Annotated in this window: 21 protein-coding genes; 4 read left to right on the forward strand and 17 right to left on the reverse strand. The window is 61.9% G+C overall.

The genetic code is table 11. The annotated features are described in order from the left end of the window. Nucleotides 1-32: 32 nt before the first annotated feature. The 4 genes from AC07OV_RS05865 to AC07OV_RS05880 are packed head-to-tail and all read right to left on the reverse strand — an operon-like array spanning nt 33 to nt 3,541. Nucleotides 33-749, reverse strand: coding sequence for an ABC transporter ATP-binding protein (locus AC07OV_RS05865; RefSeq protein ID WP_495091780.1), 717 nt, complete (start codon nt 747-749; stop codon nt 33-35). Further along, entirely contained in the window at nt 742-1,515 is a 774-nt protein-coding gene (locus AC07OV_RS05870) for an ABC transporter ATP-binding protein (RefSeq protein WP_176995598.1), read from the reverse strand. The genes AC07OV_RS05865 and AC07OV_RS05870 overlap by 8 nt, the downstream gene beginning before the upstream one ends. After that, a complete protein-coding gene (locus AC07OV_RS05875; RefSeq protein ID WP_495091781.1) occupies nt 1,512-2,597 on the reverse strand; it encodes a branched-chain amino acid ABC transporter permease in 1,086 nt (361 codons plus the stop codon). Before AC07OV_RS05875 ends, AC07OV_RS05870 begins: the two co-directional genes overlap by 4 nt. After that, entirely contained in the window at nt 2,594-3,541 is a 948-nt protein-coding gene (locus AC07OV_RS05880) for a branched-chain amino acid ABC transporter permease (protein ID WP_495091853.1), read from the reverse strand. The genes AC07OV_RS05875 and AC07OV_RS05880 overlap by 4 nt, the downstream gene beginning before the upstream one ends. Before the next feature lie 172 nt (nt 3,542-3,713). On the opposite strand from AC07OV_RS05880, the gene AC07OV_RS05885 reads away from it, so the two are divergent. After that, entirely contained in the window at nt 3,714-4,610 is an 897-nt protein-coding gene (locus tag AC07OV_RS05885) for a LysR substrate-binding domain-containing protein (protein WP_176995596.1), read from the forward strand. A 257-nt stretch (nt 4,611-4,867) separates the two neighbouring features. On the opposite strand, the gene AC07OV_RS05890 is transcribed toward AC07OV_RS05885, so the two are convergent. Further along, nucleotides 4,868-5,881, reverse strand: coding sequence for an ABC transporter substrate-binding protein (locus AC07OV_RS05890; RefSeq protein WP_176995595.1), 1,014 nt, complete (start codon nt 5,879-5,881; stop codon nt 4,868-4,870). 166 nt (nt 5,882-6,047) lie between these two features. On the opposite strand from AC07OV_RS05890, the gene AC07OV_RS05895 reads away from it, so the two are divergent. Further along, complete coding sequence (locus AC07OV_RS05895) at nt 6,048-6,476, forward strand: hypothetical protein (protein WP_176995594.1); 429 nt, start codon at nt 6,048-6,050, stop codon at nt 6,474-6,476. A gap of 108 nt (nt 6,477-6,584) precedes the next feature. On the opposite strand, the gene AC07OV_RS05900 is transcribed toward AC07OV_RS05895, so the two are convergent. From AC07OV_RS05900 to AC07OV_RS05915, 4 genes are read right to left on the reverse strand one after another with little or no spacing between them, the layout of a single operon-like run. Continuing rightward, on the reverse strand, nt 6,585-7,049 hold the full coding sequence (locus tag AC07OV_RS05900) for a nuclear transport factor 2 family protein (RefSeq protein WP_495091782.1): 465 nt from the start codon (nt 7,047-7,049) through the stop codon (nt 6,585-6,587). A 19-nt stretch (nt 7,050-7,068) separates the two neighbouring features. Continuing rightward, nucleotides 7,069-8,028: a saccharopine dehydrogenase family protein gene (locus AC07OV_RS05905; RefSeq protein ID WP_495091783.1), complete on the reverse strand. Its 960-nt coding sequence runs from the start codon at nt 8,026-8,028 to the stop codon at nt 7,069-7,071. After that, complete coding sequence (locus tag AC07OV_RS05910; protein ID WP_494996898.1) at nt 8,025-8,426, reverse strand: VOC family protein; 402 nt, start codon at nt 8,424-8,426, stop codon at nt 8,025-8,027. Before AC07OV_RS05910 ends, AC07OV_RS05905 begins: the two co-directional genes overlap by 4 nt. Before the next feature lie 16 nt (nt 8,427-8,442). Next, on the reverse strand, nt 8,443-9,186 hold the full coding sequence (locus AC07OV_RS05915) for an SDR family NAD(P)-dependent oxidoreductase (protein ID WP_494996897.1): 744 nt from the start codon (nt 9,184-9,186) through the stop codon (nt 8,443-8,445). Between the two features lie 138 nt (nt 9,187-9,324). On the opposite strand from AC07OV_RS05915, the gene AC07OV_RS05920 reads away from it, so the two are divergent. After that, nucleotides 9,325-10,212 carry an AraC family transcriptional regulator gene (locus AC07OV_RS05920; protein WP_176995589.1) on the forward strand — a complete coding sequence of 296 codons (888 nt, stop codon included), beginning with the start codon at nt 9,325-9,327 and terminating at the stop codon, nt 10,210-10,212. 125 nt (nt 10,213-10,337) lie between these two features. Here the strand turns inward: AC07OV_RS05920 and AC07OV_RS05925 are convergent, their stop codons facing one another. From AC07OV_RS05925 to AC07OV_RS05950, 6 genes are all read right to left on the reverse strand, one after another. After that, a complete protein-coding gene (locus tag AC07OV_RS05925; protein WP_176995588.1) occupies nt 10,338-12,080 on the reverse strand; it encodes an ABC transporter substrate-binding protein in 1,743 nt (580 codons plus the stop codon). A gap of 138 nt (nt 12,081-12,218) precedes the next feature. After that, a complete protein-coding gene (locus AC07OV_RS05930) occupies nt 12,219-12,491 on the reverse strand; it encodes a DUF2160 domain-containing protein (protein ID WP_176995587.1) in 273 nt (90 codons plus the stop codon). 10 nt (nt 12,492-12,501) lie between these two features. Beyond that, on the reverse strand, nt 12,502-13,302 hold the full coding sequence (locus AC07OV_RS05935; RefSeq protein ID WP_003174634.1) for a carbohydrate ABC transporter permease: 801 nt from the start codon (nt 13,300-13,302) through the stop codon (nt 12,502-12,504). Nucleotides 13,303-13,312: 10 nt separating this feature from the next. Next, nucleotides 13,313-14,179: a carbohydrate ABC transporter permease gene (locus tag AC07OV_RS05940; RefSeq protein WP_176995586.1), complete on the reverse strand. Its 867-nt coding sequence runs from the start codon at nt 14,177-14,179 to the stop codon at nt 13,313-13,315. Further along, entirely contained in the window at nt 14,176-15,273 is a 1,098-nt protein-coding gene (locus tag AC07OV_RS05945; RefSeq protein ID WP_495091784.1) for an ABC transporter ATP-binding protein, read from the reverse strand. Before AC07OV_RS05945 ends, AC07OV_RS05940 begins: the two co-directional genes overlap by 4 nt. Next, complete coding sequence (locus AC07OV_RS05950; protein WP_176995584.1) at nt 15,273-16,367, reverse strand: ABC transporter ATP-binding protein; 1,095 nt, start codon at nt 16,365-16,367, stop codon at nt 15,273-15,275. The genes AC07OV_RS05945 and AC07OV_RS05950 overlap by 1 nt, the downstream gene beginning before the upstream one ends. Nucleotides 16,368-16,718: 351 nt before the next feature. Between AC07OV_RS05950 and AC07OV_RS05955 the strand changes: the two genes are divergently transcribed. Further along, the gene (locus tag AC07OV_RS05955; RefSeq protein ID WP_495091785.1) at nt 16,719-18,545 is read left to right on the forward strand and encodes a sigma-54-dependent Fis family transcriptional regulator; all 1,827 of its coding nucleotides are present in this window, start codon (nt 16,719-16,721) and stop codon (nt 18,543-18,545) included. Here the strand turns inward: AC07OV_RS05955 and AC07OV_RS05960 are convergent. Together AC07OV_RS05960 and AC07OV_RS05965 are read right to left on the reverse strand one after the other, a co-directional pair. Continuing rightward, nucleotides 18,542-19,474, reverse strand: a complete 933-nt coding sequence (locus AC07OV_RS05960; protein WP_494996894.1) for a FecR family protein — start codon at nt 19,472-19,474, stop codon at nt 18,542-18,544. The genes AC07OV_RS05955 and AC07OV_RS05960 overlap by 4 nt on opposite strands. Beyond that, nucleotides 19,471-20,013, reverse strand: a complete 543-nt coding sequence (locus AC07OV_RS05965; RefSeq protein WP_176995581.1) for a sigma-70 family RNA polymerase sigma factor — start codon at nt 20,011-20,013, stop codon at nt 19,471-19,473. The genes AC07OV_RS05960 and AC07OV_RS05965 overlap by 4 nt, the downstream gene beginning before the upstream one ends. Nucleotides 20,014-20,188 lie beyond the last annotated feature (175 nt).

A 20,188-nucleotide genomic window follows, 5' to 3' on the forward strand; every position in this document is an offset into this window, starting at 1 on the left:
CACGCCGGGCGTCCGGTAGCGTCATGGGTGATCTATTCGCCGAGGTATGCACTGCGCACCTCGGGGTGTTCAAGCAAATCCTGGGACGGCCCCGTGAGGCTGATACGTCCGGTGTCCATCACGTAGGCGCGGTCAGTGACCTGCAGCGCCAGCCGTGCGTTCTGCTCCACCAGCAACAGGGTCATGCCCTGGCGGCACACGTCATCGATCACCTGGAAAATCTTCTCCACCATGATCGGTGCCAGGCCCATGGACGGCTCATCGAGGATCAGCAAACGCGGGCGTGACAACAGGGCGCGAGCCAGCGCGAGCATCTGCTGCTCGCCGCCCGACAGCAGGCCGGCCGATTGGTGCAGGCGTTCCTGCAGGCGCGGGAAGTGGTCGAACAACTGGCGCATTTCGCGCTGCACTTGCGCGTTGTCACGGCGCAGGAAGGCACCGGCTTGCAGGTTTTCCAGCACGCTCATGCGCGCAAAGATCCCGCGCCCTTCGGGGACCATGGCGATGCCCTGGCGCAGCAACTGGTCGGGCGCCACGCCGCGGATCGAACGCCCGGCAAAGCGGATCTCGCCCTTGGCCGCCGGCAGCAACCCGGTCAGGGCCTTGAGGCTGGAGGTCTTGCCAGCGCCATTGGCACCGATCAGCGTGACGCGCTCGCCTTCGTGGATCTGCAGGTCCAGGGATTTGACGGCTTCGATGGCGCCGTAGCGCACTTGCAAACCGTCGACACTCAACAGGGCTTCAGACATGGGCACTGGCTCCCAGGTAGGCCTGGATCACGGCCGGGTGCTGGCGAACATCGGCGGGTGGGCCCACAGCGATGACTTGGCCGTAATCGAGCACGCTGATGCGGTCGCACACGCCCATCACCAGCTTCACGTCGTGCTCGATCAGCAGCAGCGTGTGGCCGTCGTCGCGGATCTTTTCCAGCAGGCCACGTAGTTGCACTTTTTCGCTGGCGTTCATGCCGGCTGCCGGTTCATCCAGCGCCAGCAGGCGCGGTTCGGTGGCCAGGGCGCGGGCGATTTCCAGGCGGCGCTGATGGCCGTAGCTGAGGCTGTCGGCGCGGTAATGGGCAAACCCGGCCAAACCCACATACGCCAGCAAACGATGGGCATGGGCGCGGGTTTGCGCCTCTTCCTCACGCGCCCGACGATGCTGACTCAGCGCCGCCCACAGGCCGTTGCGGGTGCGCACATGGCGCCCGACCATGACGTTTTCCAGGGCGCTCATGGCGTTGAACAGGCGGATATTCTGGAAGGTTCGGGCAATGCCGGCTTCGGCCACCCGGTGCACACCGGTGGGCGTGTAGTCCCGGCCATCGAGCTGGAAACGCCCGGAATCCGGGGTGTAGAGGCCGGTCATCACATTGAAGAAGGTGGTCTTGCCCGCGCCATTGGGGCCGATCAACCCGTAGATTTCGCCGGGCTGGATACTCAGGCTCACGTCGGTCAGCGCCGCAACGCCGCCGAAGTGTTTGTTGACCTTGTCGATCTGCAACAACGGTGCGTTCATCGTGCCACTCCTTTGGGCCACAGCCCGGCCGGTCGGTAGAGCATCGCCAGGATCAGTGCCAGGCCGTAGAACAGTTGGCGGATGATTTCCGGGTCCACCAGCACCTGGCCGAACAGCGACTGCTGCAGCGGGCCCATGCTGGCGCGCAGGGCTTCGGGCAAGGCCGCCAACAACACGCAGCCCAGGATCACCCCGGGGATGTGGCCCATGCCGCCCAACACCACCATCGCCAGCACGGCAATGGACTCGTTGAGGGTGAAGGATTCCGGCGAGACAAACCCCTGGAACGAAGCGAACAGCACCCCGCTCACGCCGCCAAACGCCGCACCAATCGCAAACGCCAGCAGCTTGAGGCGCACGGTGTTGATGCCCATGGCCTGCGCCGCGTCTTCGTCTTCGCGGATGGCCACCCAGGCGCGGCCGATGCGCGAATGCTCCAGGCGGATGCAGGCGAACAGGATCAACACCACCAGTGCGGCAAACAGGTAGTAATAGAGGTACACCGAGGGCAGGCGCAGGCCGAACAGTTCTTGAGTGCGCCCCAGGTTCACGCCGAGCAGGTTCACCGGGTCCACCTGGGAGATGCCTTTGGGGCCGTTGGTGATGTTCACCGGGCGGTCGAGGTTGCGCAGCAGGATGCGGATGATCTCGCCAAAGCCCAAGGTCACGATGGCCAGGTAGTCGCCGCGCAGGCGCAGGGTCGGCGCGCCGAGCACGACACCACAGCCGGCCGCCAGCAAGGCGCCGAGTGGCAGGATCAGCCAGATCGAGGTGTGCAGGCCCGCCGGCAACAACGCCGCCAGCGCGGGGAACTGTTGCAGCAAATGCGGCGACGAGAGCAACGCCGCGAGATAAGCGCCCACCGCGTAGAACGCGATAAAACCCATGTCCAGCAACCCCGCATAGCCGACCACGATGTTCAAGCCGAGGGCGAGCATGATGTACAGCAGGGCAAAGTCCAGGGTGCGCACCCAGGTGTTGCCACCGGTGTGGCCGACGATCCACGGTGCCAGCACCAGGGCCACGGCGAGCAATAGCAAGCCCAGGCTCGCGCGTTTGTTGGGAGTCAGGGACTGGATCATGCGCGGGTCGCCAAACGTTCGCCCAGCAAGCCCGAAGGCCGGAACACCAGCACCGCGATCAACACGATAAAGGCGAACACATCCTGGTAATTGCTGCCAAACACGCCGTTGGTAGCCGAACCCAAATAGCCGGTACCCAGGGCTTCGATCAGCCCCAGCAACAGGCCGCCGAGCATGGCGCCCTTGAGGTTGCCGATGCCGCCCAGCACGGCTGCGGTGAAGGCCTTGATGCCGGGCAAAAAGCCCATGTAGAAATGCGCGCTGCCGTAGTTGCTGGCCATCATGATCCCCGCCAACGCGGCAAGCGCGCCGCCAATGGCAAAGGTGATGACGATGATGTGGTTGGGGTTGATGCCCATCAGGCTCGCCACTTGCGGGTTTTCTGCCACGGCGCGCATGGCCCGGCCGAAGCGCGTGCGCTCCACCAGCACCAGCAGCGCGACCATCACCGAGACGGCGATGGCGATGGTGGTAAGGGCCGTCACGTTGGTGATCGCCGGGTGCGCGGAGGCGCCGGCCAGCACTTCAATCGGCGCCAGGGGCAGCAATTGCGGGAACATCTGCGGGTTGCGGGTCCACACTAGCATGGCAACGGTTTGCAGCAGCAGCGACACACCGATGCCACTGATCAACGGTGCCAGGCGCGGGGCATGGCGCAGGCGGCGATAGGCAACACGCTCGATCACTACCGCCAGCACCGCGCAGAAGGCCATGGCGACGACGGTGGCGCAGAGCAACACCAGCACCGGCGGCAAGGCGGGCCAGGTCGCCTGCAGCAGGCGGATCACCGACAAGCCCACCAGTGCGCCGATCATCAACACGTCGCCATGGGCGAAGTTGATGATGCGCAAAATGCCGTAGACCATGGTGTAACCCAGGGCCACCAGCGCGTAGAGACTGCCCGTCATCAAACCGTTGAGCAGTTGTTGGATAAACCCATCCATCAGGACCATCGACCTCAGTGCGTACAGGGGCGGCACACTAAGCATCTATTCTGTTTTTATCAAATATCAGAAAGTCATATCGTTATACCCAACAAAGAACAGGCTATTTATGCCGCAAATACGGCACTTATGGCTCTTTATTCGGCGATAAAGTTGGTATTTAATTCAATACATGAATAAATCAGAACAGTTAGCTAATGACCCTCCCCTGCGTGCCGTGCGCACGTTCGAAGCCTTTGCGCGCCATGGCGGGGTGAATGCCGCCGCCCGCGAGCTGGACGTCTCCGCCTCGGCCATCAGCCATCAGTTGCATTTGCTCGAGGATTTTTTGCAGCAGCCGCTGACCTTGCGCCAGGGCCGCAACCTGGTGCTCACCGACGAAGGTCGCGAGTACTACCGTGCGATTCGCTCAGCCTTTGCGGTACTGCGCAGCGCCACCGAACACGTGCGTGAAAAAAGCGCGACGCGCCAGGTCACCATCAGCCTGATTCCGCTGTTTGGCATCAACCTGTTTATCCCGCGCCTGGCGAATTTCCTGAAGGATCACCCGGCGCTGGACATCAACGTGACGTACGCCAACCACCGCAGCTACCCCAGCGACGCAGCGGACCTGTCGATCCGTTTTGGCACCGGGCATTGGCCGGGCTACCACAGCGAGCCGTTGATCTCTGGCGCGGTGACGCCCTATTGCAGTCGCGCGTTCCTGGCGCAGCACGGGCCCATCGACACGCCTCAGGCGCTGAGTGAACTGCCGTTGCTGCACGACGAAGAACGCGGCACCTGGGGCCAATGGTTCGAGGCCGCCGAAGTCGACACCACAGCGCTCAATGGCTTGCTGCTGGAAGACGGCCAACTGGCACTCACCGCCACCCTCACCGGCCTCGGTTGCGCGCTGCTGCGCGAGCCGCTGGTGGCGCCCCATGTGGCGAGTGGTGAGCTGGTGAAGTTGTTTGATCTGCAGGTCAATGACGGCCGCCAGTACTACCTGTGCCGGCGCGCCAACAGTGAGTTGTCGAGCGAGGGGAATGACTTGTATGACTGGATCAAGCGCAGTCTGATTGCGCAGTAGACGGGATACACAACACCTCTGTAGGAGCCGGCTTGCCGGCGATATCGGTGTATCAGCTACCGAATGTATCGACTGACACGCAGCTATCGCCGGCAAGCCGGCTCCTACAGATGATCACAACAGAGATCCAAATGTGGGAGCTGGCTTGCCTGCGATGACGGTGTGTCTGCTATCAATGTTCTGGCTGATCCACCGCTTTCGCAGGCAAGCCAGCTCCCACATTTTTAACCGTGTTCGGCATCAAGAATTTTTGCGGCTCAGCTGCCGTTGCCGCCGTGGGCTTCTTCGAAGAAGTAGTCCTTCCAGCTGGCGGCCTTGTTTTTCAGCACACCCAGCTCCTGCAATTTCTCGGCGTAGATGAAGGTGCGCTGCGGCACGATGGTGAAGTCGATTTCCGGATCCTGGACGATCTTTTCCACCAGATCCAACGGCAGTTTCGACTGCTCTACGCGGATGTAGGCCTTGGCGGCCGCTGGCTTATCGGCCTTGATTATTTTTTCAGCCTCGGCCAGTGCGTCATAGAACGCCTTGTAGGTCTTGGGGTTTTCGTCGTGGAATTTCTGCGTGGTGTACAGCACGTTGAACGTCGCCTGCCCACCCAGGATGTCGTAGGAACTGAGCACCTTGTGCACATTGGGGTTCAGCAGTTCCTGGTACTGGAACGGTGGGCTGGAGAAATGCGCATTGATCTCCGAACCTCCGGCAATCAACGCCGCCGTGGCATCGGGGTGGGCCAGGCTGATGGAGATGTCGTCGAATTTCTTGTACTGGTCATTGCCGAATTGCTTGGCGGTCTCGATCTGCAAGGTGCGAGACTGGAAGCCCACGCCAGCAGCAGGCACGGCGATACGGTCTTTCTCGCTGAAGTCCTTGAGGGTTTTCACGTTCGGGTTGTTGGTGAGCAGGTAGTTGGGCATCGAGCCCAGCGAGGCGATGGCCTTGACGTTCTGCTTGCCCTTGGTGCGGTCCCACAGCGTGAGCATCGGCGGCACGCCGGCCGAAACCACATCCAGCGCGCCGGCCAGCAGCGATTCATTCATCGCGGTGGCGCCGGAAATGCTGTTCCAATCCACCTTGATGTCCAGGCCCTGCTCCTTGCCGTGCTTTTCGATCAGGTTCTGATCGCGCACCACGTCGAGGATCAGGTAGCCGATGCCGAATTGCTGGGCGATGCTGATCTTGCCTTCGGCCTGGGCACCGGGGCTGAGCAAGGCCGTTGCGGCGGCCAACGAGGCCGCCAGGAGGGTCAGAGAGGAACGCTTGAAGGTCATGGGGGAGTCTGCCGCGCTTTTGAGAAGGTGAGCGAGGGTAGCCACGATTTTTAAGACAGGAAAAGAATATCGGGATCTATTGTTATGCAAAATGGCCCACAAACCTGCCCATGGCTGGTATTGTGCCGCGCTTTGAAAAACCGTCGAACCTGCGAGGAAATGGACGTTGAACACTGACGAAAAAATGACCGGGGACCTGTTCGAAGTCGATAAGCGCCTGTCACTCAAGCCCGTGGTGGACTTCAACGCCTACCTGCGCAGCGCCTTCGGCGACGGCCCGTGCACCTGCGTGCGCTGCACCGCCAGCGGCGGCGATGAAACCGGCTACGCGTTCCAGCACAGCTTTACGTTCGACGGCAAACCCACCCACCGCCGCTTCGCCTCCACGGCGGGCAGTGATGTGTTGATGGCGTTGAAGAAGGCATGGCTGTCCTACACCAAGGCCGAGCTGCCGCTGAGCGGCGTGCTGGTGCTGGACACGGTGAAGGAATTTGTCGAGCCGCAACTGCACAAGCGCCTGGCGCCGTTGTTTTTGGCCAGTGGGTTGGTCAAGGACGTGGACGGCGAGTTGCAGATTCAACCGCAAGCCGCCTGATAACCTGTAGGAGCCGGCTTGCCGGCGATGGTATCGGCTCGGTTTTCCCTGATACACCGAGGCGCCTGCATCGCCGGCAAGCCGGCTCCTACAGTACGTTTGGTGTTCTTAAACTCCCGCCAACACCGCAGGTTCACCTGAGCGCCAGACGTTATCCACGGTCACGCGCTGGATCAGCCATACGCCCTCTTCCCGCACCAACGCCACGTCATAACGGTTTTTCATCAGGTAATGCCGTGAAGGATCGTTTTTGGGCACGTGCTGCGCTTCCACCAACGCATCCAGCCGCGCACTGTCGCCCTCAAGGGTTACCCGCGCGTTACTCACAGAATGAGTGGTATCGAGTTGACTGAGGGCGCCGGACAGTGCGGTGACGATGGTGTCGCGCCCTTCCAGCACCGGGTATTCAAAACCTGCCTTGGCAGCGGCCGGGCCAAAATCCGATACGGCGTTGACGGTGAACGCCGAAGCGAGCAAAGCCGGATCGTGCAGATCAATGCCTGCTGCGAAGCGATGCAGGGTGTCGATCACTGCGAACTTATCGGCAGCGGTGTGTAGGTCGAGGGTGGTCATGGGGGTAATTCCTGTGGGATTAGTAATCGGTGATCCGCGTGCCGGCAATGGTCTGCGCAAAGCCCACGCCAAACAGCCTGGCAGGGGTTTCAAAACCCGCGCGACGTTCACCGCCCAGTACTCGGAGCGCCGCTTCCACGGCAGCCAAAGGGGTGTAGCTGTAGCCGTTGACGGTCTCGATGACTGAACGCGCCACCGTCCCATCAATGCCGATGACTTCGGCCACGGCACGGGCACGATGGGCGTCGCGCTGGCCTTGGGTGGGGCCGTCGGGCAGCAGTGACAGGTCGCCCTCCGGGAACGCTTCGCCAGTGATGTGAACGAACATAGCGATATTCGGGATGGCGCTGGAATGCCATGCAGTGACCAGGTCGCCAAAGGACAACGGGGCACACAGCACTGGTCCGTCGCCAAAATCCAGGTGCTGGGGTTGCGCGTCCGGCGTGGCGACCAACTGACCGTCGAGTCGCGCCATCACGCCGGCGCCGATGATCTCGCTGACACTCATGGCCGAACCCCGGGACATGGCACCGGGCACCTGCAAGGCGATTTTCAGCGAGTGCGGCTGCTGCACACGACTGGCGACGTGCATGGCCAGGCAGTCGGTGGGCACCACGTCCCAGCCCACGCCGGGCAGCAACATCACTTGCGACTCAGTGCCGAGCCGTTCGGCCAGGCGGTACACGTTGATTTCGGCGGTGATGTCCAGGTAGTCGGTGCCGTTGGCGATACAGGCGCGCATCAAGGCTTCGGCGGTGTGGGCGAAGGGGCCGGCGAAATTGAGCAGGACGTCGATCCCGTCCAACTGGGCGGCATCCGGCGTGAATACGCGGTAAGGCGCGCCCAACTCAGCGGCCAGGGACGCCAGGCGTTCGGCGTTGCGACCGGCGAGCACCAGGTTGAGGCCAAGTTGTTTTGCGTGTTGCGCTGCCATACGTCCGGTGTAGCCGGTGGCGCCGTAGATCATCAAGGTTTTCATGAGGTGTGCTGCCAGTTCTTGTAGACGAATTCGAGGCTGTAGCCGTCCGGGTCCAGCACGTTGGCCGCGTAGTAGTTGGGGTCGTAGTGCAGGCGTGCGCCCGGAGCGCCGTTGTCGGTGGCGCCGTTTGCCAGGGCGGCGGCGTAGGCGTTATCCACCTCGGCGCGGTTATTGGCGACAAAGCCCACATGCACCGCGCGCCCTTCCACGGCGCCTTCGCGCAGCCAGAAAAACATGCGCCCGTTGGCGCCAAAGCCCTTCAGGTCCGGGTGGCCGGGCGGGCCATCCTTGCCGTCGTAGTCATGCCGCGCGGTGATGCCGAGCGGCGTCAGGGTGGCTTCGTAGAAGCGGATCGAACGTTGGATATCGCTCACCGAGATAAACAGATGATCGAGCATGGTGGAGCCTCCTGATTCAGATGATGTAGCCGCCCGCAACTTCGACGGTCTGGGCATTGATCCAACGGCCTTCTTCCGACAGCAACAGGGCGATAACCCGTGCCACATCTTCCGGTTCGCCTACGCGGCCGAGGGCGGTTTGCCCGGCCAACAGGGCTTCGAATTCGTCATTCAAGCCGCCGCCCAGTTCGGTGCGAATGGCGCCGGGGGACACGGCGTTGGCACGGATACGCCGTTCACCGAATTCCTTGGCCATGTAGCGCGTGAGCACATCCAGCCCCCCCTTGAATGTGGCGTAGGGCGCGACACCCGCCGTCGCGACGCGAGTGGTGGCGCTGGTAAGGTTGACGATGCTGGCGTGTTCTTCCAGCAGCGACAGCAGGGTTTGGGTCAGGAAAAACGGCCCCTTGAGGTGCACGTTGAACAGGCCGTCGAACTGCGCCTCGGTCACCGACTCAAGGGGGTTGAACAGGCCGTAGCCGGCGTTGTTCACCAGCCCACTCAAGGTGCTTGCGCCCCATTTGGCCTGCAGGGCATGCGTCACCGCCTCTCGGAAGACAGGGAATGTGCTGGCAGCCGCAACGTCCAATTCCAGCGCCACGGCTTTCCCGCCGCTGGCCTCGATACGCTGGACCACCGCCTGTGCCGCATCCGGGTTGCGCTTATAGGTGAGGATCACACCATGCCCCTGACGTGCACACAGCTCGGCGGTACTGGCACCGATCCCACGGCTGCCTCCGGTAATCACGATAACGCCCATGGCCTGCTCCACTGCTGAAAAGTTGAGTGACCACAGTAGTCATCGCCCTACTCTTCGACGCAGCCGTTCCTACTCCAATCTTGCCTGTTTCTGCTTTTTGCTTGCGCAAGGCTCAACGGCAGGCACAGCATGGTCGCCATGAATACTCAATTGATCGAACTGCGCGCCTTGGCTGCCAAGGCCGAAAACCGCCGCACCGAGACCGGCATCCCCCGCGTGGCGATGGTCCAGGGGGCGATTCCCGAGCATATGCTGGCGGCGGTGTATGACCCGATGATCAACCTGATCCTGCAGGGCAGTAAGTGCATGACCGTGGGCGACCGCACGCTGCATTACGACCCGGCGACGTATTTTGTGATGTCCATCGAGTTGCCCGCAGTCGGCGTGGTGAATCCGGCGATCACGGGCGAACCCTACCTGGCGGTGAGCCTGACGCTTGATCCGACCGTGCTGACCACCCTGCTCAATGACCTGCCGGCCCCCAACGGGCGTTGCGAACAGGAAGCCGGTTTCTCCGTGGCGGCCGTCACACCCGCCTTGATGGATGCTTGGGTGCGCATGCTGCGCCTGATGGGTGACCCGGTAGCAATTGCCGCGCTGGCCCCTGCGTATGAACGGGAGATCCTCTACCACGTACTGCAAGGCCCTCATGGCTGGATGCTGCGCGAAATTGCTGCGCCAGACACGGCGATGGCACGGGTCAGCCAGGCGATCCAGTGGATTCGTCGCGACTATGCCGAACCGATCCGCGTGGAGGCCTTGGCCCAGAAGGCTGCGATGAGTGTTTCGGCATTTCATCGGCACTTCAAGGCGGTGACCAATTTGAGCCCTTTGCAGTATCAGAAACGCGTGCGGTTGTTACAGGCGCGTACGTTGATGGTTGCCAGCGCGAGCAGCGTGACCCATGCGGCGTTTGAGGTGGGGTATGAAAGCGCGACCCAGTTCAGCCGCGATTATGCGCGGGTGTTCGGGTTACCGCCGGCGCGGGATACAGCGCGGATTCTGGCTGATAGCCGAGGGCATTAGTGTAGGAGCCGGCTTGCCGGCGATGCGGTGTATCAGCCAGCCAATGGGTTGACTGATCTGCCGCAATCGCCGGCAAGCCGGCTCCTACAGGGGTGGGTGCCAGCGTGGAGCATCGGCGCAAGTGTTTACTTACGCGCAGCCTCCCACTGCTTGAGCAGGTCGCCGTAGGCCACGGTCTCGCCTTTGGGCTTCTCGTTGGCCAGTTTCGGCTTCGGTGCGCCCGGCTGGTCGAACCAGTATTGCGCGTCACGCTCTTCGTTCATTTTCGGGCCGCACACCGGTTGCACTTTGGAGCGTTCCAGGCGCGTCATGATTGCGTCCTGCTCCTTGGCCAGGTTGTCCAGCGCTTGCTGCGGGGTTTTCTCGCCGCTGGCCGCTGCCGCAATGTTGCTCCACCACAGTTGCGCCAGGCGCGGGTAGTCCGGCACGTTGGTACCGGTCGGAGTCCATTCGACACGGGCCGGGCTGCGGTAGAACTCCACCAGGCCACCGAGTTTCGGCGCCAGGTCGGTCATGGCCTGGGAGTTGATATCCGACTCACGAATCGGCGTCAGGCCGACGATGGTTTTCTTCAATGAGACGGTTTTGGACGTCACGAACTGCGCGTAGAGCCAGGCCGCGAGTTTCTGCTTCTCGGGCGTCGACTTGAGGAAGGTCCAGGAGCCTACGTCCTGATAGCCCTTCTTCATGCCCTTTTCCCAGTAAGGTCCGACCGGCGACGGCGCCATACGCCATTTCGGCGTGCCGTCGGCGTTCACCACCGGCAGGCCGGGCTTGGTCATGTCGGCGGTAAACGCGGTGTACCAGAAGATCTGCTGGGCGATGTTGCCCTGGGACGGCACCGGGCCGGATTCGGAGAAGGTCATGCCCGCCGCTTCCGGTGGCGCGTAGGCTTTCATCCAGTCCACGTATTTCTGCGTGGCAAACACGGCAGCCGGGCCGTTGGTGTCGCCGCCACGGGTGACGCTGGAGCCGACCGGGTGGCAGTCCTCTACGCGAATGCCCCATTCGTCCACCGGCAGGCCGTTGGGCAAGCCCTTGTCGCCGCCACCGGCCATGGAGAACCAGGCATCAGTGAAGCGCCAGCCCAGGGACGGGTCTTTCTTGCCGTAGTCCATGTGCCCGTAGATGCGCTTGCCGTCGATTTCCTTGACGTCTTCGCTGAAGAATTTGGCGATGTCTTCATAGGCCGACCAGTTCACTGGCACGCCCAGTTCATAACCGTACTTTTCCTTGAACTTGGCTTTCAGGTCGGCGCGCTCGAACCAGTCGGCGCGGAACCAGTAGAGGTTGGCGAACTGCTGGTCGGGCAACTGGTAGATCTTGCCGTCCGGCGCGGTGGTGAAGGAAATGCCGATGAAGTCCTTGATGTCCAGGGTCGGCGAGGTGAAGGCCTTGCCTTCGTTGGCCATCAGGTCGGTGATGGATTCGGTCTTGCCGTAGCGAAAGTGCGTACCGATCAAGTCGGAATCGTTGACCCAGCCGTCATAGATGTTCTTGTCGGACTGCATCTGGGTTTGCAGCTTTTCCACCACGTCGCCTTCCTGCAGCAAGTCGTGGGTCAGCTTGATGCCGGTGATTTCGGTAAAGGCCTTGGCCAGCACCTTGGACTCGTACTCGTGGGTGGTGAGGGTTTCCGACACCACGTTGATCTTCATCCCACGGAACGGCTCCGCCGCCTTGATAAACCACTTCAACTCTTCGAGCTGCTGCTCGGCGGTCAGGGTGGACGGTTTGAACTCACTGCCGATCCATTTTTTCGCGGCATCTTCATACGCATCGGCCCAGGCCGTGGCGCTCAAACCACTGAGGGCCAGTACGGCGGCCAATGAAATGCTATGTCGCAGCTTATTGTTGTTATCGAACATAGAGACCTCCTGGTTAATTTCAAACGGGACTTCAGACGCCGACCTCCACCGTGTAGGAGCTGGCTTGCCGGCGATAGCGATCTTGCGGACGCCATCGCCGGCAAGCCGGCTCCTACGGGTGAGTGATCGCCGCCCGCATCAGCCCCAACGCATCACACACAACAGCCACACCAGGGACAGCGCGGACGCCACCCAGATGCTCCAGCCGGTTACGCCGATCACCAGCAGGTGCAGGTAGGCGCTGCCGAGAAGACCGATAAACAAGCGATCACCACGGGTGGTGCTGATCGGTAAAAAGCCGCGCCGGGGGATGCTCGGCGAGCGCAGCTCCCACGTGGTCATGCCCACCAGCAACAGGGCAATGGCCGCGAAGAACAGCGCGGTGGGGGTGGTCCAGGCCATCCATTCCATCATCGACTCCTCAGACCCGGCCCAGGGCAAAGCCCTTGGCCACGTGGTTGCGAACAAACCAGATCACCAGCATGCCAGGCAGGATGGTCAACACCCCCGCCGCTGCCAGCACGCCCCAATCGATACCCGACGCCGAAACCGTGCGCGTCATCACCGCCGCGATCGGCTTGGCGTTGACCGAGGTCAGGGTGCGCGCCAGCAGCAGTTCAACCCAGGAAAACATGAAGCAGAAAAACGCGGTCACACCGATGCCGGAGCCAATCAGCGGGATAAAGATCTTCACGAAGAACTTAGGAAACGAGTAACCGTCGATGTAGGCGGTTTCGTCGATTTCCTTCGGCACGCCGGACATGAAGCCTTCCAGGATCCACACCGCCAACGGCACGTTGAACAGGCAATGCGCCAGGGCCACAGCGATGTGGGTATCGAACAGGCCAATCGACGAATACAGCTGGAAGAACGGCAGCAAGAACACGGCTGGCGGCGCCATGCGGTTGGTCAGCAGCCAGAAGAACAGGTGCTTGTCGCCGAGGAAACGGTAACGCGAGAACGCATAGGCTGCCGGCAGCGCCACGCTCAGGGAGATCACCGTGTTCAGGCTCACGTAGTACAGCGAGTTGAGGTAACCGGTGTACCAGCTGGGGTCGGTGAAGATCACCTTGTAGTTGGCCAGGGTGAAGTCCTGCGGAAACAGGGTCAGCCCGCCGAGGATTTCGGTGTTGCTCTTGAAGGACATGTTCAACAGCCAGTAGATCGGCACCAGCAGGAACAGGATGTAGATCAGCAGCGGGATAACCTTGCGCTTGCTCATGTCTGCGGCCTCAGCGGTTGGCGTCGGAATGAGTCATGGCGGTGTAGAACAGCCATGACACCAACAGGATGATCAGGAAATACACCAGGGAAAACGCCGCCGCCGGGCCCAGGTCAAATTGGCCTACGGCCATCTGGGTCAAGGTCTGACTCAGGAAGGTAGTGGCGTTACCCGGCCCGCCGCCTGTGAGGACGAAGGGTTCGGTGTAAATCATGAAGCTGTCCATGAACCGCAGCATCACCGCGATCAGCAGCACGCTTTTCATCTTCGGCAGCTGGATATGTCGGAATACCGCCCAGGGCGATGCCCGATCAATCCGCGCGGCCTGGTAGTACACATCCGGGATGGCGCGCAGGCCCGAATAACACAGCAGTGCGACCAGCGAGGTCCAGTGCCACACGTCCATGATCAGCACGGTGACCCAGGCGTCCATGGTGTTGGCCGCGTAGTTGTAGCTGATGCCCAAGGCGTTGAGGCTGTAACCCAGCAAGCCGATATCGGCGCGGCCGAAGATCTGCCAGATGGTGCCCACCACGTTCCACGGGATCAGCAACGGAATGGCAAGGATGATCAGCACCAGCGACGACCAGCGCCCCTTGGTCGGCATGGTCAGGGCGATGGCAATGCCCAGGGGGATTTCGATCAACAGCACGCAGGCCGAGTAGATGAACTGGCGCAGCAGCGAGTCGTGCAGACGCGGGTCGAGCAGCACCTGCTTATACCAGTCTGCACCGACAAAGTAGCGGCTGGACTGGTCGAAGATGTCCTGCACCGAGTAGTTGACCACGGTCATCATCGGGATCACCGCACTGAACGCCACCAGCAGGAACACCGGCAACACCAGCCACCAGGCCTTGTTGTTCTGCACCTTGTTCATGGCTGCACCTCCAGCAGGTAGTCATCGGCGTAGAGCATCAGCCATTGCGCAGGGAAACTGATGGAGGCTTTCCCTTCGGGGACCGGCTTGTCTTCGGCCAGGCGCACTTTCAGCGGGGCGCCGTCGAGGTTGAGGGTCATGATCTTGTAGGTGCCAAGGTCTTCGACGTGTGTGACGTCGGCTTGCAGGGCGTCAGCGTTGTACTCGTCCCACACGTGGATGAATTCCGGGCGGATGCCCACCTGCAGTTTCTTGTAGTCCGTGCTGGCAATGCGTTGCAGCAGCGCTTCCGACAGCGGCAAGTGGGTGTCGGCGAAACGCACCCCGCCCGCCTTGGCCTGCACATCGATCAGATTCATCCCCGGGCTGCCGATGAAATAGCCGACAAAGGTGTGGCTGGGCCGTTCGAACAGCTCACGTGGCGTGCCGAATTGCACGATCTGCCCGCCGTACATCACCGCGATCTTGTCGGCGAAGGTCGACGCCTCCAACTGGTCGTGGGTGACGTAGACCATGGTGATGTTGAACTGCTCGTGGATCTGCTTGAGCTTGCGCCGCAGCTTCCACTTGAGGTGCGGGTCGATCACTGTCAGCGGTTCATCGAACAGGATCGCCGACACGTCGTCGCGCACCAGGCCGCGGCCCATGGAGACTTTCTGTTTTTCGTCGGCGGTAAGGTTGCGGGCTTTTTTGGTCAGCAGGTTCTGCAGGTCGAGGACTTCGGCGATTTCCTGCACCTTGCTGTGGATTTTTGCCTCGGCCAGGCCCTGGTTGCGCAGCGGAAACGCCAGGTTGTCGAACACGGTCATGGTGTCGTACACCACCGGGAACTGGAATACCTGGGCGATGTTGCGTTTTTCCGGGGTGAGGTCGTTGACCACGGTGGTGTCGAACAACACCTGGCCTTCGGACGGGCTGAGCAGGCCGGAGATGATGTTGAGCAAGGTGGATTTGCCACAGCCCGAAGGCCCGAGCAAGGCGTAGGCCCCGCCCTGCTCCCACACGTGGTTCATTTCCCGAATGGCGTAGTCTTCCGGCCCATTTGGTGCAGGGCTGTAGCTATGGGCGAGGTTTCGCAAATGGATCTCGGCCATCAGGCAACCCTCGCGACACGGCGCCCGGGGGCCTGGACCAACCGGCCCTGGCCATCGAACACAAACAGTTTATGGGTGGGGATATACACGCGGATCGGCGCGTCGACGTCGTACTCGTGCACCCCCGGCAGGTGCAGCACCAGCAAGAAGTGTTCGCTGCGCACGTGCAGGAAGGTTTCCGAGCCGCTGATCTCGGCGACTTCCACGGTCACCGCCAGCTCCAGGTCATCATCGTTGCTCGGCACCAGGCTGATATGGCTGGGGCGCACGCCAAAGCGGAATTCGCCTTCGCCGATGGGGCGCAAATCGACGTTCAGCGGGAAATGCACAAAATTGGCGAAGCTCACTTCATTGCCGCTGATACGCCCCGGCATCAGGTTGATCGGCGGTTCGGAAAACAGCTCGGCCGCCAGCACGGTTTGTGGCTGGTGATAGACCTCGGCAGCCTTGCCGCTCTGGATCACCCGGCCTTCGTGGAGGATGGTGGTGGTGCCACCCAGGGCCAGGGCTTCATTCGGTTCGGTAGTGGCGTAGATGGCGATGGTGTGGCGCGCCTTGAACAGTTCGCGCATTTCCTGACGCAGCTCTTCGCGCAGTTTGTAGTCCAGGTTCACCAACGGCTCATCGAACAGGATCAGCTCGGCATCCTTGACCAGCGCACGGGCCATGGCGGTGCGTTGCTGCTGGCCACCGGACAGCTCCAGCGGATGGCGCTGCAGGAATTTCTCGATGCGCAGCATTCTTGCGGTTTCGAGCACCTTGCTCTGGATCACCTCGTTAGACACACCGGCCTGGCGCAACGGCGAGGCGATGTTTTCGAACACGGTCATGGTCGGGTAGTTGATGAACTGCTGATACACCATCGACACGTTGCGCAGGCGTACGGGCTTTTGCGTGACGTCCACGCCGTTCATCAGGATGCGGCCGCTGTCGGGCTTGTCCAGGCCGGCCATCAGGCGCATCAGGCTGGTCTTGCCGGACAGGGTGCGGCCGAGCAATACGTTGAAGGAACCGGCTTCGAAACGCAGGTTGGCGTCGTCGATCCAGGTTTGCCCTTCAACGACGCGGGAGACATGTTCCAGGGTCAATGACATGACACGACCTTTTTTATTATTGGAATGAATCTGGCCAGTCGTCAGAGCGAGTTTCGTGCCAAAACGGCAAGTGGTTGATGTGTAAAGAAATGGGGTAAAGCGGATGTTCGGGAGTGAACACTTCGGGTGAACAACTGAACAGTGCTGGGGTTGACAATGAACAGTTCTGAACAACACTCTCATGCCTAACACAGAATAAATGTGGGAGCTGGCTTGCCTGCGATAGCGATGGGTCAGCTTGCTCATTTGTTACTGATACACCGCTATCGCAGGCAAGCCAGCTCCCACAGTTTGATCCGGTTTCAACCGCTGGATTGTGCAAGACCCCATAACAATAAAAAGAAGGTCAACATGGCCGAACCCTTGGCTCACGACACGCTCATCCAGGAATCCTGGCGCCGTTGCCGCGCCTTTGGCCTGGACCATCAGAGCACGCCCAGCTTCGACCAACTGCCCGCCGAGGGCATCAGTCAATTGCTGGAAAGCCAGCATTCTTTGGTGCAGACCACCCATCAGGAGGTCCTGCCCTACTACGAAAACATCCTGAGCAACTCCAACTGCCTGATCATGCTGGCTGACAATCAGGGCCAGGTCCTGACCTCGTGGGGCACCCAGCGTTTTATCGAGCCCACGTTGGCCCGTGGTTTCAGCGCCGGCGCCAGCTGGCAGGAGCGCTCCAGCGGCACCAATGCCATCGGCACCGCGCTGGCGTGTGCCCAGGCGGTGCATATCGAGCACGACGAACACTTCCTGAAAGCCAACCGCTTCATGACCGGCTCGGCAGCGCCGATCTTCGATGCCCAGCGTGAAATCATCGCGGTGCTGGATGTGTCCAGCGACAGCTACCTGCCGCCCTCCCACACCCTGGGCATGGTCAAGATGATGAGCCAGACCGTGGAGAACCGGCTGATCCTCAACCTGTTTCGCGGCGAGCATTTCCAGCTGACCTTCAACACCGGCCTGAACAACCTCGACAGCCAATGGGCTGGCCTGCTGATTTTTGATGAGAGCGGCCAGGTACTGTCGGCCAACCGCCGCGCCGATAACCTGCTGGGCATCAGCTTGTCGCGGGTGATGGTCGACAGTTTGTTCAAGGTGTCGCTGCTGGAGCTGCTCAACCAACCGGAAGGCCTGCCGTTTTCGCTGCAGGCAGCGGGACGCAATCGGTTCCAGTGCTTATTGAAGCGACCCAAGCAGATGCCGGTGCAGGCGCGGGTGTTCAGTGCGCCCAAGGCCAGCGAACCGCTGCCGGCAAAGCCGGCCGCAATTGGCCTCAAGACCTTGCACTTCGGCGATGTGCGGGTGGAGAAAGCCGTGCGCCAGGCGGAGCGCTTGCTGGAGAAGGACATTCCGCTGCTGATCCACGGTGAGACCGGCGTGGGCAAAGAGGTGTTTGTCAAAGCCCTGCACCAGGCCAGTTCGCGCAGCCGGCAGGCGTTTATCGCAGTGAACTGTGCGGCGATTCCCGCCGAGCTGGTGGAGTCGGAGCTGTTCGGCTATGAAAAAGGCGCGTTCACCGGCGCCAATCAGAAAGGCAGCATTGGCCTGATCCGCAAAGCCGACAAAGGCACGCTGTTTCTCGATGAGATTGGCGATATGCCGCTGCCGACCCAGGCGCGCTTGCTGCGGGTGTTGCAGGAACGTTGCGTGCAGCCGGTGGGCAGCAGCGAGCTGTTTCCGGTGGACCTGCGCATCATTTCTGCCACCAACCGGGCGTTGCGCGAGTGGGTGCAGGCCGGGCGTTTTCGTGAAGACTTGTACTACCGCATTGGCGGCCTGACCCTGGAACTGCCGCCCCTGCGCGAACGCACCGACAAGCAGGCGCTGTTCCAGCAACTGTGGCAGCAGCACCGCGAGCCGACCCAATGGGCCGGGCTGAGTGCCGAAGTGCTGGCGTTGTTCGAACAGCACCCGTGGCCCGGGAACCTGCGTCAGGTCAGCAGCGTGTTGCAGGTGGCGCTGGCCATGGCCGAGGACCAACCGATACGCGCGGAACACCTGCCGGATGATTTTTTTGTCGACTTGAACCAGGCGGCGCCGCTGCCCACCCAGGAAGCGCTGGATGACAGCCGTGACCTGTCACAGCGCTTGAAAGCGGCCGGCGGGAACATTTCCCACCTGGCGCGGGAGCTGGGGGTGAGCCGCAACACCCTGTACAAGCGCCTGCGCCAACCCTAGCGCGGCTTGACCACCACCAGCAGGTCGGTGAAGTACTCCACCTGGATCGGCAGGTTGTCGGCCAGAGTCGCCAGCGCAGCGGCCGTGTCGTCCAGCTTGAACACGCCGGACACCCGCAGGTTCTGCAGGGCTTGCGGGTCGAAACGCACCAGGCCATGACGGTAGCTGGCCAGGGTTTGCAACACCTCGCTCAACGGCTGGTCGTTGACCTTGAGCAGGCCACGGGTCCAGGCATCCGGGTCGCTGCTGCCGATGGCGCGTGGCGGCTGCGGCTGGCCGTGATCGAGCACCGAGCGTTGGCCGGCCGTCACCTTGACGCCCTCGCCCGTGTCACCTTTGACCGCTACGGTGGACTCAATCACCGTCACTACCGTGGTGCCATCCGCCGCGCGCTTGACCAGATAGCGCGTACCCAGTGCCGTCGCCGTGCCCTGGTCGGTGCGCACCACGAACGGCCGCTGCGCATCCTTGGCCACCTCCACCCACAGTTCTCCTTGCAGCAGTTCGATCACCCGTTGGTGGCCGTCGAATTTGACGTCCACGGCCGAGTTGCTGTTGAGCTGCAACTGGCTGCCATCTTCCAGGGCGATCTGGCGGCGCTCGCCGACGCCGGTGCGTTGGTCGGCCATCCAGATTGGCGCCTGTTGCACACCCAGCCAGGCGCACAGCACCACACCGAGCACGCCCGCCACTTGAGCGCCACGGGAGCGCCGGGGGGCGAATGCACGGTTCAACGCCAGCCGCGCGGGCTTGGCGGGCACAGTCTCGAGGCTGCCCCACAGCGAGCGCATGCGCTCGATGGCGACGGCGTGGCGAGGGTCGGCCTGGCACCAGGTGTGGAAAGCGTGGCGGTCGGCGTCACTGACGTTTTCGTCGTGCAGGCGTGTCAGCCAATTCGCGGCTTGCTGGATGATCTGTTCGGAACTCACGACAACGGGTCCGCCGCGTGCAGGCTGTGATAACAGTGCACCAGGGCACTGGAGATGTAGTTTTTGACGGTGCTGGAGGACACCTCCAGGCGTGTGGCGATCTCGCTGTAGGTCAGCCCGTCGAGACGACTGAGCAGGAAGGCCTCACGGGCCTTGGCGGGCAGGCCGGCGAGCAGTTCGGCGATGCGTTCCAGGGCTTGCAGCGCCAGGTGAATCGCGGCCGGGTCGGGCATGCCGGCGTCTTCGCACTGGATCACCAGGGCTTCCATGTAGGCTTTCTCGATACGCCGACGCCGCGCGCCGTCGATCAGCAGGCGCCCTGCCGTGGTGGCGAGAAAGGCGCGAGGCTCCTTGATGGTGTGGGGCTCGGCCAGCATCAATACACGGATGAAAGCATCGTGGGCCAGGTCGGCCGCGTGCTGGGAGCAACCGAGTTTTTTGCGCAGCCAGCCATGCAGCCAACCGTGGTGATCGACGTACATTGCCGCGAGGGTTTGCTGACGCGTGGGCGTACCCAGCGCGGCCGGAATGTCATGCATGCGCAAAAATTTCTCAAATAGGAAATATTACCAATTGCGCGAACAATGCCAGTAAAACGACGATGTATCAAGAACCTTTCAGACAACCTAAATTCCTGTAGGAGCCGGGGGGGGGGGGGGGGGGGGGGGGGGGGGGGGGGGGGGGGGGGGGGGGGGGGGGGGGGAGGGGGGGGAG

It is taken from the genome of Pseudomonas sp. GW821-FHT09A09 (assembly GCF_059418405.1).